Source organism: Neisseria sp. P0008.S002, assembly GCF_051962805.1.
Lineage (GTDB): Bacteria > Pseudomonadota > Gammaproteobacteria > Burkholderiales > Neisseriaceae > Neisseria > Neisseria perflava.
In genome coordinates this window covers 67,048-82,643 of record NZ_JBQCUY010000007.1, presented here as the reverse complement: position 1 = coordinate 82,643, position 15,596 = coordinate 67,048, and the positions used below count along the sequence as shown (strand labels likewise).

The 15,596-nt window shown below is 51.4% G+C and carries 14 protein-coding genes, 1 tRNA gene and 1 pseudogene; 10 read left to right on the top strand and 6 right to left on the bottom strand.

Annotation, left to right across the window (positions count from 1 at the left end; translation table 11 throughout):
* Positions 1-35 precede the first annotated feature (35 nt).
* From zupT to ACTHSA_RS08850, 4 genes and pseudogenes are all read right to left on the bottom strand, one after another.
* Positions 36-845: pseudogene (zupT, locus tag ACTHSA_RS08865) on the bottom strand (zinc transporter ZupT).
* A gap of 180 nt (positions 846-1,025) precedes the next feature.
* The gene (locus tag ACTHSA_RS08860) at positions 1,026-2,282 is read right to left on the bottom strand and encodes a D-amino acid dehydrogenase (protein WP_070624658.1); all 1,257 of its coding nucleotides are present in this window, start codon (positions 2,280-2,282) and stop codon (positions 1,026-1,028) included.
* Between the two features lie 82 nt (positions 2,283-2,364).
* Positions 2,365-3,756, bottom strand: a complete 1,392-nt coding sequence (locus ACTHSA_RS08855) for an alanine/glycine:cation symporter family protein (RefSeq protein ID WP_004520217.1) — start codon at positions 3,754-3,756, stop codon at positions 2,365-2,367.
* Between the two features lie 369 nt (positions 3,757-4,125).
* Positions 4,126-4,983 (bottom strand): ATP-grasp domain-containing protein, encoded by an 858-nt coding sequence (locus tag ACTHSA_RS08850; RefSeq protein ID WP_004520216.1) that lies wholly within the window; start codon positions 4,981-4,983, stop codon positions 4,126-4,128.
* Positions 4,984-5,108: 125 nt separating this feature from the next.
* Between ACTHSA_RS08850 and ACTHSA_RS08845 the strand changes: the two genes are divergently transcribed.
* From ACTHSA_RS08845 to ACTHSA_RS08825, 5 genes are all read left to right on the top strand, one after another.
* Positions 5,109-6,344: an FAD-binding domain-containing protein gene (locus ACTHSA_RS08845; RefSeq protein ID WP_065422610.1), complete on the top strand. Its 1,236-nt coding sequence runs from the start codon at positions 5,109-5,111 to the stop codon at positions 6,342-6,344.
* 147 nt (positions 6,345-6,491) lie between these two features.
* The gene (gene minC, locus ACTHSA_RS08840) at positions 6,492-7,211 is read left to right on the top strand and encodes a septum site-determining protein MinC (RefSeq protein WP_003749320.1); all 720 of its coding nucleotides are present in this window, start codon (positions 6,492-6,494) and stop codon (positions 7,209-7,211) included.
* A 26-nt stretch (positions 7,212-7,237) separates the two neighbouring features.
* Positions 7,238-8,053, top strand: coding sequence for a septum site-determining protein MinD (minD, locus tag ACTHSA_RS08835; protein WP_440378871.1), 816 nt, complete (start codon positions 7,238-7,240; stop codon positions 8,051-8,053).
* Positions 8,054-8,056: 3 nt separating this feature from the next.
* Entirely contained in the window at positions 8,057-8,320 is a 264-nt protein-coding gene (gene minE, locus ACTHSA_RS08830; protein ID WP_003680625.1) for a cell division topological specificity factor MinE, read from the top strand.
* Positions 8,321-8,323: 3 nt separating this feature from the next.
* Positions 8,324-9,244 (top strand): hydrogen peroxide-inducible genes activator, encoded by a 921-nt coding sequence (locus ACTHSA_RS08825; RefSeq protein ID WP_003749313.1) that lies wholly within the window; start codon positions 8,324-8,326, stop codon positions 9,242-9,244.
* 63 nt (positions 9,245-9,307) lie between these two features.
* Here the strand turns inward: ACTHSA_RS08825 and ACTHSA_RS08820 are convergent, their stop codons facing one another.
* The gene (locus ACTHSA_RS08820; RefSeq protein WP_003684747.1) at positions 9,308-9,520 is read right to left on the bottom strand and encodes a glycine zipper 2TM domain-containing protein; all 213 of its coding nucleotides are present in this window, start codon (positions 9,518-9,520) and stop codon (positions 9,308-9,310) included.
* 254 nt (positions 9,521-9,774) lie between these two features.
* Between ACTHSA_RS08820 and ACTHSA_RS08815 the strand changes: the two genes are divergently transcribed.
* The gene (locus tag ACTHSA_RS08815) at positions 9,775-10,224 is read left to right on the top strand and encodes a CopD family copper resistance protein (RefSeq protein ID WP_036493576.1); all 450 of its coding nucleotides are present in this window, start codon (positions 9,775-9,777) and stop codon (positions 10,222-10,224) included.
* A gap of 33 nt (positions 10,225-10,257) precedes the next feature.
* Positions 10,258-11,232, top strand: coding sequence for a TerC family protein (locus ACTHSA_RS08810; protein ID WP_107811066.1), 975 nt, complete (start codon positions 10,258-10,260; stop codon positions 11,230-11,232).
* A 63-nt stretch (positions 11,233-11,295) separates the two neighbouring features.
* Here the strand turns inward: ACTHSA_RS08810 and ACTHSA_RS08805 are convergent, their stop codons facing one another.
* Complete coding sequence (locus ACTHSA_RS08805; protein ID WP_003749309.1) at positions 11,296-11,727, bottom strand: Ag473 family lipoprotein; 432 nt, start codon at positions 11,725-11,727, stop codon at positions 11,296-11,298.
* Between the two features lie 182 nt (positions 11,728-11,909).
* On the opposite strand from ACTHSA_RS08805, the gene ACTHSA_RS08800 reads away from it, so the two are divergent.
* The 3 genes from ACTHSA_RS08800 (at position 11,910) to lysS (ending at position 15,430) form a co-directional block, all read left to right on the top strand.
* Positions 11,910-11,985, top strand: a tRNA-Lys gene (locus tag ACTHSA_RS08800).
* A gap of 311 nt (positions 11,986-12,296) precedes the next feature.
* Positions 12,297-13,739 (top strand): aldehyde dehydrogenase, encoded by a 1,443-nt coding sequence (gene aldA, locus ACTHSA_RS08795; protein WP_070588191.1) that lies wholly within the window; start codon positions 12,297-12,299, stop codon positions 13,737-13,739.
* A gap of 179 nt (positions 13,740-13,918) precedes the next feature.
* Complete coding sequence (gene lysS, locus ACTHSA_RS08790; RefSeq protein WP_049323415.1) at positions 13,919-15,430, top strand: lysine--tRNA ligase; 1,512 nt, start codon at positions 13,919-13,921, stop codon at positions 15,428-15,430.
* Positions 15,431-15,596: the final 166 nt, after the last annotated feature.

Sequence of the window (15,596 nt, the reverse complement as noted above, 5' to 3'; positions counted from 1 at the left end):
CTGAATCATTTCAGACGGCCTTTGGCATACGGGTTTTAAAAATGGAACAATACCAGGCTGACGGCAATCACCGCCATGCCCGTTGTCAGGCCGTAAACGGTTTCATGGCCGTCTGAATAGCGTTTGGCGGCCGGCAGCAGCTCGTCCAACGCCAAAAACACCATCACACCGGCTATCACGCCGAATACCGAACCAAACACGACAGGCGACAAAAACGGCTGCAAAACCAAATAGCCCAAAGCCGCCCCCAAAGGCTCGGCCAAGCCGGATAGTAGACACGCCTACACCGTTTTCTTACGGCTGCGGGTGGCAAAATAAACCGGCGCGGCAATGGAAATGCCCTCCGGAATATTATGGATGGCAATCGCCAAGGCCAAAGGCATCCCGACCGCCGGATTTTCCAAGGTGGCAAAAAACGTCGCCAAGCCTTCGGGGAAATTGTGCGCCGTAATCGCAAACGCCGCCATCATGCCGACTCGCGCGATATGGCGGCGTTTGCTTTCTTGAAACGACGGATCTTGCGCATCCAAGGTTTCATGCGGGTTCGGCACCAGGCGGTCAATCAGCGCGATGCCGCCCATCCCGGCCAAAAATGCCATGGTCGCCGCCGCAAACGCGTGGTCTTTATCATAAATTTCAGCGAACGCCTCGCTGGATTTACTGAAAATTTCTGTCAGGGAAACATACACCATCGCACCGCCGGCAAATGCCAAACCAAACGACAACACGCGCGGATTGGGCGTTTTGGAAAACATCACCAAGCCGCTGCCTAATACGGTAAACAAACCGGCTGCCAACGTGATGGAAAAGGCAACGGCCAAATTGGACATCGAAAAATCGGGCATGAGAAAACCTGCGCTAAAAGCTGGGACAGGTTCAGACTAACACTTTTTAATGATTATGATAATAGTTATTATTTATTTTATTGATTGGATACACGGATTTTGAAACAAAAGGCCGTCTGAAAAATGGTTTTCAGACGGCCCTTAAGTTTGAAATGTCGCTAAACCTTATCGCTTTCCAGCTTAAGCCTGATAACGCGACAGGCTCAAATCGTCGCTGCGGATTTCGGTGTCTTTGCCGCTCACGATATCGGCGGTTAATTTTGCCGAACCCAGCGACATGGTCCAACCCAAAGTACCGTGGCCGGTATTCAGGAAGAGATTATCAAAGCGGGTGCGCCCGATTAACGGCGTGCTGTCGGGCGTCATCGGTCTGAGTCCGCTCCAGAACAATGCCTGACTCAAATCGCCGCCTTCGGGGAACAAATCGTTGACGACCAAAGCCAAGGTTTCGCGGCGTTTTTCGGGCAGTTTGATTTCGTAGCCCGACAATTCCGCCATGCCGCCGACGCGGATTCTGTTATCAAAGCGCGTGATGGCAACTTTGTAGCTTTCATCCAAAACAGTGGACACCGGTGCGCCGTCTGAATTTGTGACCGGCAAGGTCAAGGAATAGCCTTTGACGGGGTAAATGGGCAGATTGAGATCCAACTGCGCCAAAACCGTCCTGCTGAAGCAGCCGAGCGCGCAGACAACGGCATCTGCCTCAAACCGCCCTGTTTCGGTTTCAACGGCCTTGATGCGCAGCCCATTGTGGTCGATGCGGCTGATGGTTTGGTTGAAGTGGAACTGTACGCCCTTTTCTTGACACAATTTGTATAGGTTTTCAGTGAAGAGGTGGCAGTCGCCGGTCGCGTCCGCAGGCAGGTGCAGGCCACCGGCAATTTTGGCGGTAACGCGTGCCAGCGCAGGCTCAAACTCTGCGCATTCTTCGGGTTTCAGACGGCGGTACGGCACGCCGTAGCGTTCCAAAACGGCAATGTCTTGTTCTGCCGCTTCAACTTCTTTGGCTTGGCGGAAAATCTGCAAAGTGCCTTTTTTGCGCCCTTCAAAATTCATGCCGGTTTGCGCTTCAAAACGGCGGAACATTTCACGGCTGTATTCAGAAATCCTGACCATGCGCTCTTTATTGATTTGATAGCGCGCTGCCGTGCAGTTTTGCAGCATTTGCCACAGCCATTCGATTTGATACAGGCTGCCGTCAGGGCGAAACAGCAAAGGCGGATGGCTTTTAAACAGCCATTTCAGTGCTTTGGTCGGGATACCGGGTGCAGCCCAAGGCGTGGTATAGCCGTAGGAAAGCTGGCCTGCATTGGCAAAACTGGTTTCCATCGCTACGCCCTCGGCGCGGTCGATGACCGTTACTTCATGTCCTGCTTCTGCCAGATACCACGCGGAAGATACGCCGGCAACACCAGCACCTAAAACAAGCACTTTCATTTTCTCCTCCTCTGACTTTTTTCAAAACAAACTTAATATATATCGGGCCGTCTGAATGTTCAGGTTCAGACGGCCTTGGACATTAATGCGGCAATTCGCCGTTTTTGATTTTTTGTTTGAAGTCACGCGTTTCATTGACGATGACTTTCGCCATCAATAAAAGCGCAATCAGGTTGGGCAAGGCCATCAAGCCGTTGAATGTATCCGAAGCCAGCCATACCAAATCAAGGCTCAATACGGTACCCAGCATGACGGAAGAGACGTAACCCACGCGGTACAAACCGGCAAACTTCTCGCCGAAGACGTAAACCGCGCATTTCTCGCCGTAATAACACCAGCCGAGAATGGTTGAGTAGGCAAAGAAAATCAGGCCGATGGTGACAATCCAGCCGCCGATGCCGGGCAGCATTTTTTGGAAAGTAACGGTTGTCAGCGCCGCGCCGCTCAATTCAGGTTTCACAAACTCGCCGCCTGCGCCGAGCAGACCCATGACCAACACGATACCGGTAATCGAGCAGACAACGATGGTGTCCAAAAAAGTACCGGTCATGGAAACCAAAGCCTGACGGACGGGGTGGTCGGTTTTCGCGGCGGCGGCGGCAATCGGCGCAGAACCCATACCCGCCTCATTGGAGAACACTCCGCGTGCCACGCCGTAGCGGATGACCGTACCGATAGCGCCGCCGGCCACGGCTTGCGCACTAAACGCATCGGAGAAAATCAGTTTGACGGCAGGCATCAGCACATCGGAATTAATCGCGATAATGGCAATACCGCCTACTACATAAAACACTGCCATGGCAGGCACGATAAAGGACGCGGCTTTGGCGATGCCCTTAATGCCGCCCAAAAGCACGATGGCCGTTAATACAGTCAATATCACACCGGTGTAGGCAGGTTCGACGCCGAAGCTGGTTTGCACTGCCTGCGCAACCGAGTTGGACTGCACCGAGCTGCCGATACCGAAGGAAGCGAATGTGCCGAACAGCGCAAACGCGACGGCCATCCATTTCCAGTTTTTGCCCAAGCCTTTTTCGATGTAATACATCGGGCCGCCGGACATTTCGCCTTTGGAATTGGTGACGCGGTATTTCACCGCCAACACGCCCTCGCCGTATTTGGTGGCCATACCGAAAATGGCGGTCATCCACATCCAAAATACTGCGCCCGGACCGCCGGTTACCACCGCAGTCGCCACACCGGCAATGTTACCCGTACCGATGGTGGCAGACAGCGCGGTCATCAACGCCGCAAAATGGGAAATATCGCCTTCGTGGTCTTCGCCGTCTTCATGCTTCTTTGACGGCATAAACGCCTGTTTCAGCGCATAACCCAACATGGTGAACTGCAAGCCTTTCAGCAAAACGGTCAGCAAAATGCCCGTACCGACCAGCAGCATCAACATAATAGGTCCCCAGACCCAGCCGCTGATGGTTTCGAAAAAGGCTTTGAGATTGTCTAAAAACAATTGCATGGCTTTCTCCTTTGTCTGTTTTATTTTTTATGCACTACTTTTTGTAGTGTCATGTAATTTCAGCACAGAATATTCAATAAGACAATATCTTTCTTTTTAAAAAGATTTTTGAGGTTTTACCCTAAAAAGATATCTATTTAGACCGATCAGATTGTTTACAATCCGCTAAAAATAAAGGCTGCGGCCGAGATAAAATGCCAAATGAAAGTTAATCAACCATCAATTAAGACTGCAACAATTAAAATGACACAATCGACAAATGGCACATTATTGAAAAATACAAACATGCAAATCTTGTTTTAAAAAGCTTCAGGCCGTCTGAAAGATGGTTTTCAGACGGCCTGAGGCTTGTTAATTATATTGATAAAATCAGGTTGATGAATGTTGCCCAAGCAACTGCGCCAGCACTCGGGCAAAGCGTTCCGTTGCGCCTTCGCTGGTGTGCAAATACAGGGCTGGCTCGATGAGTTCCAACTCATTGAGCAGGAAGGTGTCACCGACCAATGTACCATCCACTCGGGCGTAAACCGGCATTTGCGGCAAAGCGGCCAGTACATCTTGTGCGGCACTGATGGCAAACTCGGGTGGCTCAATACCGAACACCGACACACCATAGGCCGAGTTGGCGCGCCATTCGCCTTGCGGCGGCTGACGGCGCACGGCATGGCTGAATGCGCCGTTGAAAAACACCAGCGATGTTTCGCCTGCTGTTTCGATTTCGCGGATATATGGTTGAACAATCATACCTTGCGGATAATCCGCCATGTTCACGTCCAATGCCTCCGCACAAACTTTAACCACGCCTTTGCCGCTCTGCCCAAATGCCGGCTTGATGACCGCTTCCGTCCAGCCCTGTTGGTTCAGGATGTCGGCCAATTCGGCTTTTTGCGGCGGAACGAACACACTGGGAATCACTTGCGCTCCGCGCGCCGCCAAATCGCATAAATAAGTCTTTTCCATATTCCAAGCCATCAATTCGGGCGGATTGATAAAACGCTGCCCCGCCTGCCCGGCATGTTCCAGCCATTGGCGGAAGGCTTCGGGTTCGGCGGCATAATCCCATGCGCACAAAGGCAGTAAAAACGTCGCAGACGGATGGTTTTGCCACGCATCAAATACGGTTTTCACGCCCATGCTTTCCAAGCATGCCGCCAATGTTTTCAGGTTGTCCGATGGTTCGGGATAAGTTTGGCAGGTAATGAGTGCCAAAACGGTTTGCTCGGTCATGGTTGCCGCCTCATTGCTAAAACCAAAATTATATAGCGAAATCAAACCAAAAGATTTTTCAGACGGCCTGATACATGAGGCCGATTCTGATAAAATGGTTTCCCCTTTTTCGTCGGAACATGCTCATGAAATCTGCTCACGTCCTTGTCTGGTTCCGCCGCAACCTCCGCCTGCATGACAATGCCGCGCTTAATGCCGCCGTTGCAAGCGGTTTGCCCATCACCTGCGTCTGGGTCAGCCAAAGACCGTCTGAAAACCACAATCCGCGTCAAAGCCTGTTCCATTATCAAGCCGCACAAGAACTGCATACCCGTCTGGCGGCACACCATATTCCCTTATATGTCGTCGCTTCCGACGAAGACCTCCTCCCCTTGGCTGCTGCGCTTAATGCCCATACCGTCATCACAGACGAAGCCTACACCGAAGCCGAAATCCGCCAAGACAACCACCTCTGGCACAATTTCGACCAAGCAGGCATTGCCCTGCAACACGCCAACGACCGCGGCATTTTGGCCAAATCCCCCCTCATGGATGCCAACGGCCTGCCCTACACCGATTTTGCCGCCTATAAACAAGCATGGTTGCAGGCTTATTCAGGACAAAGGCCGTCTGAAACCAAATTGCCTGTTCAAATCGGACAAAACGTTCCACTGTTTCCAGCCCATACCGGCGCAGTATTGCCTGCCTATCAGCAGAGCGGCGAAACCGCAGCCTTAACGCAATGGCACGCGTTCAAACAGAATTTGGTTCACTACCCGATTACCCAAAATTTTCCGGCACGAAAAAACACCAGCCTCCTCAATGCCTACCTGTCCGCAGGCTGCATTTCCCCGCGCCTGCTGGCTGCCGAAAGCTTGGCAAACCGACATTTCGAGTGGCTGGACAAGCTCATTTTCCGCGACTACTGCTACCAGCTCGCCTACCACCGCCGCCTGCCCGAAACAACCGATGCCGCCCCGGTACGCGAATACTGGCGACACGGCCAAACCGGCGTGCCCATCATCGACGCCTCCATCCGCGGCCTCGAAGCCACCGGCCACTTACACCCCGTTCTCCAGCAGCTGTGCGCCCACTATTTCTGCCATGCCCTCAACTTCGACCCCAACCAAGGCATCGCGTGGACAGCCTCCGTCCAAACTGGCACCGACCCTGCGCTCAACCAAGCCAACTGGCACCTTGCCGCCCAAGACACGGCCACCGTCCGCTATGCCCACCGTTCGCACCAAATCGACCCCGACGGCAGCTACATCCGCAGTTACCTCCCCGAATTGGCGCACCTGCCGTCCACCCTCATCCACACGCCGTGGGCCGCCGCCGACGACATCGACACACACGGCTATCCCTTTCCCAAGGCCGTCTGAAACCTACGTTCACACCAAAAAACCACACTAAATACAGCTAAAAAACGTTCAAACAAAATATTTTGGTTTCAGACGGCCAAACAGATTGAATAGCCAAGATTTACACGGTAAACTTACGTCATTAAAAAATTTTATTATTTCATTACAATGAAACCCGCATTCGACATAAAAACGTCACGTTTGGACGTCTTATCCATCCATCTGCACACCGCAGATCTAACCGAATTGGAAGAATTCCTGCGCCAACTGGCAGGCCAGTCCCAAGACGAATTCGTTCCCTTTATTTTAGACGTACAAGATTTCGACCACCCCGAATCCATCGATTTGGGCGGCATGATTTCCCTGTTTGCCCGTTACGGCATGCAAATCTTAGGGCTGCACCACACCAGCGACACATGGGCGGCGGCGGCGGCGCGTTACCACTTGGTCTTCAAACAAGGCAACGCCACCCAGGCAGCCGACACACAGGCAGCGCCCACCCCGCGCCAAGCACCGCAGCCGCAAGACGTACAGGCCACCGTCATCAACAATCCGACCGTATTGGTCAGCACGCCCGTGCGTACCGGCCAGCAGGTGTACGCTGAAAACGGCGACCTCATCGTTACCGGCATCGTCAGCCAAGGTGCAGAACTTATCGCCGACGGCAACATCCATATTTACGCCCCCATGCGCGGCAGAGCGTTGGCCGGAGCAAAAGGCAACACCAACGCGCGCATCTTCATCCATTCCATGCAGGCCGAGTTAGTCTCCGTTGCCGGCATCTACCGCAACTTCGAGCAAGACCTGCCCGAGCATCTGCACAAAAAACCCGTACAAGTATCATTGCAAGACAACCGACTGGTTATCAGCGCAATCGACGCCGAATAAACATCAGTACTTAAAAAGGAAATATCGTGTCCAAAATCATCGTAGTAACTTCAGGTAAAGGCGGCGTAGGCAAGACCACTACCAGCGCCAGCATCGCAACCGGCCTGGCCCTGCGCGGCCACAAAACCGCCGTAATCGACTTCGACGTCGGTTTGCGCAACCTCGACCTGATTATGGGTTGCGAACGCCGCGTCGTGTATGACCTCATCAACGTCATCCAAGGCGAAGCCACACTCAACCAAGCCCTGATTAAAGACAAAAACTGCGAAAACCTCTACATCCTGCCCGCCTCGCAAACCCGCGACAAAGACGCGCTGACCCGCGAAGGCGTGGACAACGTGATGAAAGAGCTGTCCAGCAAAAAAATGGGCTTCGAGTTCATCATCTGCGACTCCCCTGCCGGTATCGAACAAGGCGCACTGATGGCGCTCTACTTTGCCGACGAAGCCATCATTACCACTAACCCGGAAGTATCCAGCGTCCGCGACTCCGACCGTATCTTGGGCATTTTGCAAAGCAAATCCCGCAAAGCAGAACAAGGCAGCACTGTTAAAGAACACCTGCTGATTACCCGCTACTCCCCTGAGCGTGTGGCCAAAGGCGAAATGCTGTCGGTACAAGACATCTGCGACATCTTGCGCATCCCGTTGATCGGCGTGATTCCCGAATCACAAAACGTCCTGCAGGCCTCCAACGCCGGCGAACCTGTCATCCACCAAGACAATGCCGCCGCAGCCGAAGCCTACAAAGACGTTATTGCCCGCCTCTTGGGTGAAAACCGCGAAATGCGTTTCCTCGAAGCCGAGAAAAAAGGTTTCTTAAAACGACTGTTCGGAGGTTAATACATGTCACTGCTCGATATGCTGTTCGGCAGAAAGCCGAAAACCGCCACCGTCGCGCGCGACCGCCTGCAAATCATCATCGCGCAAGAACGCGCACAAGAAGGCCAAGCTCCGGATTATCTGCCGACCTTGCGCAAAGAGCTGCTGGAAGTCCTGTCCAAATACGTCAACGTATCCTTGGACGACATCCGCATCTCCCAAGAGAAACAAGACGGCTTGGACGTTCTTGAGCTGAACATCACCCTGCCGGAACAAAAAAAGGCTTAACACATGACCTTGACCGAATTGCGTTACATCGTAGCCGTCGCACAAGAACGTCACTTCGGACGTGCCGCACGACGCTGCTTTGTCAGCCAGCCCACCCTCTCCATCGCCATCAAAAAGCTGGAGGAAGAGCTGTCGGTATCCCTGTTCGACCGTAGCAGCAACGACATCATCACGACCGAAGCGGGCGAGCGCATTGTCGCCCAAGCCCGCCGGGTTCTGGAAGAAGCAGAACTCATCAAGCACCTTGCCAATGAAGAGCAAAACGAATTGGAAGGCGCGTTCAAACTCGGCCTGATTTTTACCGTTGCCCCCTACCTTCTGCCCAAGCTCATTACCGCGCTGCGTGAAACCGCGCCGAAAATGCCGCTGATGCTGGAAGAGAACTATACCCACATCCTGACCGAGTCGCTCAAACGCGGCGATGTCGATGCAATCGTCGTTGCCGAACCGTTCCAAGAGCCGGGCATCGTAACCGAGCCTCTGTATGACGAACCTTTCTTCGTCATCGTTCCCAAAGGCCATCACTTTGAAGAACTCGATGCCGTTACGCCTCAGCTTTTGAGCGAAGAACAAGTGTTGCTGCTATCCGAAGGCAACTGTATGCGCGACCAAGTGTTGGCAAGCTGTTCCGAATTGGCTTCCAAGCAAAAAATCCAGGGCTTGACCAATACCCTGCAAGGCAGCTCCATCAACACCATCCGCCACATGGTTGCCAGCGGTCTGGCCATCAGCGTCATGCCGGCTACCGCATTGACCGAAAACGACCACATGCTTTTCAGCATTATCCCGTTTGAAGGCACTGCACCGCACCGCCGTGTCGTTTTGGCTTATCGCCGCAACTTTGTCCGTCCGAAAGCACTGACTGCGTTGCGCACTGCCATTTTGCAATCGCAACTGACCGGTGTAACGTTCGTCAACGAATAAACCGTAAAACAAAAGGCCGTCTGAACATTCAGACGGCCTTTTTATTTTAAACCGAATAAAGGATTAGTAGCGGGTATGAACTTGACTGCCAATAACACCACCCAAAGCCGCGCCACCCAAGGTAGAGCCGGTATCGCCACCAATCAAATTACCTGCCACGCCGCCCAATACCGCACCAGCAGCAGTGTTGCGTTGGGTTTGAGTCATATTGGCACACGCGCCCAAAGAAGCGGCCAGCATGATCAAGGTCACAGTTTTTGCAAAAGTTTTCTTCATGGTTTGATTCTCCATCAGGGGTTAAGCTTTATATGGAATAGTATGGCACAACCTTTCATTAATATATTTTCTGATAAGTAAAGACAGATTAAACTAAGATAACGCTCTTGATGAACGGTTAAATGCAAAAACAAACGGCAATTCCAAAAGAATATTTATAAATTTTAATATATTTGGCATAAAATTGCGCATACATCAACCGCATTCGGTAGTGATACAATGACGACTTGTCTGAATTACCGGAAACACCCGTCATGAGTATCTACGCACTGGCACACATCATCCACGTTTATTGCGCGATTGCCTTTGTCGGCGGCGTATTTTTCGAAATGCTGGTCCTCTCCGTTTTACACACCGGCCGCGTTTCGCGTGAATCGCGCCGCGAAGTCGAACGTGCCATGTCCTATCGTGCCGTCCGCGTAATGCCGCCTGTCGTCATTACCCTGTTCATCAGCGGCATCGTGATGGTATACAACCGCTACCTGCCGATACTGCACCACCCATTCGACAGCTCCTTCGGCATCATGCTGAGCATCAAAATCCTGTTGGCAGTAAGCGTTTTGGTACATTTTGCCATCGCCGTCGTCAAAATGGCACGGCATACCCTCACCGTCGGCTGGTCGAAATACATACACGCCGTCGTATTCAGCCATATGCTGTTTATCGTCTTTTTTGCCAAGGCGATGTTCTACCTGTCTTGGTAAACCTTACCCATACCCCACACACAAGGATTGTTTATGACCCAATACCCGTCCGTCGGCTCGCCGATGTTTTACGGCATCTTCTTTATTGCCGTCTTAATCATGATCGCCATCGATATGGTATCGCTGAAAAAAAACGGCGCCCACAAAGTCAGCATTAAAGAAGCCCTCGCCTGGAGCGGCATTTGGGTGGCCGTATCCTGCGCATTTGCAGGCTGGCTCTATTTTGAACTGGCGGGCAACCCGACTTATGGGGCCGTTGTCGCCAAAGAAAAAGTCCTCGAATTCTTCACCGGCTATGTGCTTGAAAAATCCCTTGCCGTCGATAACATCTTCGTTTTCCTGATGATTTTCGGCTATTTCAAAGTCGAACCCAAATTCCAACACCGCGTCCTGCTCTATGGCGTATTCGGCGCCATCGTCCTGCGCGCCATCATGATTTTCATCGGCGCGGCACTGGTACAGCAATTCGAATGGATTCTCTACCTTTTCGGCGCATTTCTGCTCTATACCGGCATCCACATGATGAAACCCGAATCGGAAGAAGAGGAAGACCTTTCCCAAAACAAAATCCTGACCCTGCTCAAAAAAGTCATCCCGACCAGCCCACAGTTTGACGGTGAAAAATTCTTTACCCTTGAAAACGGCAAACGCATCGCTACGCCGCTTTTACTGGTATTGATTATGATCGAATTGAGCGACGTCATCTTCGCCGTGGACAGCATTCCCGCTATTTTTGCCGTCACCACCGACCCGTTCATCGTCCTTACCTCCAACATTTTTGCCATCTTAGGCCTGCGCGCCATGTACTTTTTGCTGGCGGATTTTGCCGAACGCTTTATTTTCCTCAAATACGGCTTGGCTTTCGTGTTGAGCTTTATCGGTATCAAGATGTTGATTATGCACTGGGTGCATATCCCGATTTCCATTTCCCTGTCCGTCGTCTTCGGCGCACTGGGTGCATCCATCCTGACTTCTTTGGTGTACACGCGTCAGCAAGAGAAAAAATAATCTGCCGATATAAAAAGGCCGTCTGAACATTTCAGACGGCCTTTTCAAATATCAAACACCAGCTTATTTAGCAGCGTCTTTCAATTTATCGGCAGCTTCTTGAGTCGCATCGGCTGCTTTACCCAAAGCATCTTTAGCCGCATCTTTGGCAGCATCTTTAGCTTCACCCACAGCAGCTTTTGCATCGTCCAAGGCTTTGTCGCTGGCTTCTTTAGCACCATCGATGGCTTTACCGGTAGTTTCTTTAGCATCGGAAATTGCTTTCTCCGCAGTTTCCTTCGCATCGGCACCGGCTTCTTTAGCGTCAGAAACAGCCTGTTCAGCAGCGCCTTTAGCTTCGGAAGCAGCAGCATCGGCAGCAGAAGCCGCGTGTTCGGCAGCAGCGTTCACATCAGAAGCAACGGCAGAAGCCGCTTCTTGAGTTTCCTGTTTCGCCTCTTGAGAACAAGCAGCCAAACCAGCCACCATCATCGCAGCAATCAATAATTTTTTCATGTTGTATATCCTTTGGTCTAAAAAATATCCATCAGAACTGACAGATTAGAAAATCATAACATAATTAATACTCGAAAAAGGGAGAATTAACGCCAAATAACAGCTGGTTTACGTTTTTTGAAAAAAATTTCAAAAAAACAGTTGACGAAAAGAAACAATCTCCCTATAATGCACAGCTTATCGGGTCGTTAGCTCAGTCGGTAGAGCAGCGGACTTTTAATCCGTTGGTCGAGCGTTCGAATCGCTCACGACCCACCAAATATGAAAACCTGCTTTGAAAAAAGCAGGTTTTTTTTATATTCTCCATCAAGCCTTTCTTCACTTGATACCTTTCTCATCATCAAAATCAAGCAATATCCGAGCTTTGTCACAATGCTGTTATGGATGCAACTCAAGGCATCACACCAGCACCAACCTCTTGAATCAATCAAACCCAACTCCCCCACCCAACATCTTTTTCTAAAAACTTCCAAATACCTACCATCAACCCATGCCAAATCCTCTTGTATGCCAGACAATTTAGGCATAGACTAAAACTACATCCAACTACAACAACAGGAGAAGGTTTGATGAAACAACTGTCTATGTATATCAACGGCCGCTTTGAAACCGACTTTAACGGTACATGGCGTGATGTATTGAATCCGGCAACCGAAGAAGTCATCGCGCGTGAGCCTAAAGGTGGAAAAGCCGATGTTGATCGTGCCGTTGCCGCGGCCAGAGATGCGCAAACTACATGGGAGCGTTTGCCTGCCGTTGAGCGCGGCGCATACCTGCGCAAAATTGCCCAAGGCATCCGCGAACGTGCCGACGAGCTGACGGATACCATTGTTGCCGAAGGCGGAAAAACCAAAGATTTGGCACGCATAGAAGTCATGTTCACTGCCGATTATCTCGATTACCAAGCCGAATGGGCGCGCCGTTATGAAGGCGAAATCATCCAAAGCGACCGTCCGCGCGAAAACATTTTATTGTTCAAACGTCCTTTGGGCGTAATCGCCGGCATTTTGCCGTGGAACTTCCCATTCTTCCTGATCGCCCGCAAAATGGGCCCGGCTTTGGTAACAGGCAATACCATCGTCGTCAAACCAAGCAGCGTTACCCCGATTAACTGCCACATCTTTGCTGAAATCGTTCATGCTTCAGGCTTACCTGCCGGCGTATTCAACGTCGTCAACGGCCCAGGCGCAGAAATCGGCAATGCCTTAGCATCGCATCCGCAAGTCGATATGGTCAGCCTGACCGGTTCTGTCGATGCCGGCCGTCAAGTAATGGAAGCTGCCGCCGCCAACATTACCAAAGTCTCACTGGAACTGGGCGGCAAAGCCCCTGCCATCGTTTTGAAAGATGCCGACCTGGATCTGGCCGTCAAATCCATCTTGGCTTCACGCGTGGGCAATACTGGTCAAATCTGTAACTGCGCCGAACGCGTGTATGTCCACAACAGCCTGAAAGACGCATTTATTGAAAAAATGACCGCCGCCATGAAAGGCGTGCGCTACGGCAATCCAGCTAAGGCCGAACCTGGCGCACTGGAAATGGGCCCATTGATTGAAGAGCGCGCCGTCAAAGCCGTTGCCGAGAAAGTCGAACGTGCAGTTCGACAAGGCGCAACTTTGGTTTGCGGCGGCAAACGTGCCGACGGCAAAGGCTACTTCTTCGAACCTACCCTGCTGACCAATACCGACAACAGCATGGACATCATGAAGGAAGAAACCTTCGGCCCCGTCCTGCCTGTTGCCACTTTCGACACGCTCGATCAAGTCATTGCTTTGGCAAACGACAGCGAATTCGGCCTGACCAGCTCCGTCTATACCACCAATCTGAATGAAGCGTTTTATGTAACCCGCCGTCTGCGTTTCGGCGAAACCTACATCAACCGCGAAAACTTTGAAGCCATGCAGGGCTTCCATGCCGGTTGGAAAAAATCAGGTATCGGCGGCGCCGACGGCAAACACGGCTTGGAAGAATATCTGCAAACCCAAGTTGTTTATTTAGAAACCGATATCTAACTGCCGATACTGCCCTTCATAAAACAAAAGGCCGTCTGAAACCGATTTTTCAGGTTTCAGACGGCCTTTCTGGCTTTATAGAAAAAAATACCGACATCGCGTAAAATAGAGCCAATTTTTCACTTTATTCAGGCCGTCTGAACACTCCGGCAGCCTGACTTATTTTTCCGGAAAACACCATGAGCGAACAAAACAATCCTCAAATCGAGCCGCAGTTGGACGAAAACCAAATCATCGCCCTGCGCCGCGAGAAACTGCACAACATCCGCAAAGAACGCAACGCCTACCCTAACGATTTCAAACGCGACAGCTTCGCCGCCGACCTGCATACCCAATACGGTGAAATCAGCAAAGAAGAACTCGACCCGCAAGGCATTCCCGTCAAAGTAGCCGGCCGCATGATGCTCAAACGTCAAATGGGCAAAGCCAGCTTCGCCACCATTCAAGACGTTACCGGTCAAATCCAGCTTTATCTGAACAACAAAGGTGTGAGCCAAGAAGTTTTGGACGACTTCAACCACTGGGACTTGGGCGACATCGTCGGCGCGGAAGGTACTTTGTTCAAAACCAACCACGGCGAATTGACCGTGCGCGTGTCCAACATCCGCCTGCTATCCAAATCCCTGCGCCCTCTGCCGGACAAACACAAAGGTTTGAGCGATCAGGAAACCAAATACCGTCAACGCTACGTCGATTTGATTGCCAACGAAGAATCACGCAATACCTTCATCAAACGCAGCCAAATCATCCAATCCGTGCGCAATTTCATGGTCAACGAGCATTATTTGGAAGTTGAAACCCCAATGATGCACCCGATTCCGGGCGGTGCGACGGCAAAACCGTTCGTTACCCACCACAATGCCTTGGACATTCCGCTCTATCTGCGTATCGCTCCCGAGCTGTATCTGAAACGCTTGGTTGTCGGCGGCTTGGAACGCGTGTTTGAAATCAACCGCAGCTTCCGTAACGAGGGCATGTCCGTACGCCACAACCCTGAATTCACCATGATCGAATTCTACGAAGCCTTCTCCGACTACGAACGCATGATGCAAATGGCGGAAGACATCATCCGCAACGCTTCCCGCGCAGTAAACGGCACAGCAAAAATCAGCTACAACGGAAAAGAAGTCGATTTGGAAAGCCCGTTTGAACGCCTGACCATTCTCGGTGCCATCAAAAAATACAATCCGCACTACACCGATGAGCAGTTGAACGATGAAGAATGGCTGAAAAAAGAAATCGTCAAACACGGCGAAAGCTTGCCTCCTTCTCCAGGTATCGGCAGCCTGCAACTTGCCCTGTTTGAAGGTTGCGCCGAGGGCAAACTGTGGAACCCGACTTTCATCATCGACTACCCTGTCGAAGTGTCGCCATTGGCACGCGCATCCGACAGCAAACCAGGTTTGACCGAACGCTTCGAGCTTTTCGTTGTCGGCCGCGAACTGGCAAACGGTTACTCTGAGTTGAACGATCCGGAAGACCAAGCCGAACGCTTCAAAGCGCAAGTGGCGCAAAAAGATGCCGGCGACGACGAAGCCATGCACTATGATGCCGACTACATCCGCGCCATGGAATTCGGCCTGCCGCCGACCGGCGGCTGCGGCATCGGTATCGACCGCTTGGTAATGTTGCTGACCGATTCGCAAACCATCCGCGACGTAATTCTGTTCCCACAAATGCGTCCCGAATAACGCATTGAAATAAAATCAAGGCCGTCTGAAAACAAGACTCTGTTTTCAGACGGCCTTTTTGTTTAAATATGTAAAACGGAAGAGTTTAAATCGATAAATCCTTTACACCATAATAATAAAATTCCATGATAATCAAAAAGATAATATAAAAAAGAATATGTAAACG

Coding starts and splice junctions, on each gene's coding strand:
- lysS (WP_049323415.1), top strand. CDS start 13,919: ATGAGCGAACAAAACAATCCTCAAATCGAGCCGCAGTTGGACGAAAAC.
- ACTHSA_RS08860 (WP_070624658.1), bottom strand. CDS start 2,282: ATGAAAGTGCTTGTTTTAGGTGCTGGTGTTGCCGGCGTATCTTCCGCG.
- ACTHSA_RS08805 (WP_003749309.1), bottom strand. CDS start 11,727: ATGAAAAAATTATTGATTGCTGCGATGATGGTGGCTGGTTTGGCTGCT.
- ACTHSA_RS08850 (WP_004520216.1), bottom strand. CDS start 4,983: ATGACCGAGCAAACCGTTTTGGCACTCATTACCTGCCAAACTTATCCC.
- ACTHSA_RS08825 (WP_003749313.1), top strand. CDS start 8,324: ATGACCTTGACCGAATTGCGTTACATCGTAGCCGTCGCACAAGAACGT.
- ACTHSA_RS08855 (WP_004520217.1), bottom strand. CDS start 3,756: ATGCAATTGTTTTTAGACAATCTCAAAGCCTTTTTCGAAACCATCAGC.
- minE (WP_003680625.1), top strand. CDS start 8,057: ATGTCACTGCTCGATATGCTGTTCGGCAGAAAGCCGAAAACCGCCACC.
- ACTHSA_RS08815 (WP_036493576.1), top strand. CDS start 9,775: ATGAGTATCTACGCACTGGCACACATCATCCACGTTTATTGCGCGATT.
- minC (WP_003749320.1), top strand. CDS start 6,492: ATGAAACCCGCATTCGACATAAAAACGTCACGTTTGGACGTCTTATCC.
- ACTHSA_RS08810 (WP_107811066.1), top strand. CDS start 10,258: ATGACCCAATACCCGTCCGTCGGCTCGCCGATGTTTTACGGCATCTTC.
- ACTHSA_RS08820 (WP_003684747.1), bottom strand. CDS start 9,520: ATGAAGAAAACTTTTGCAAAAACTGTGACCTTGATCATGCTGGCCGCT.
- aldA (WP_070588191.1), top strand. CDS start 12,297: ATGAAACAACTGTCTATGTATATCAACGGCCGCTTTGAAACCGACTTT.
- ACTHSA_RS08845 (WP_065422610.1), top strand. CDS start 5,109: ATGAAATCTGCTCACGTCCTTGTCTGGTTCCGCCGCAACCTCCGCCTG.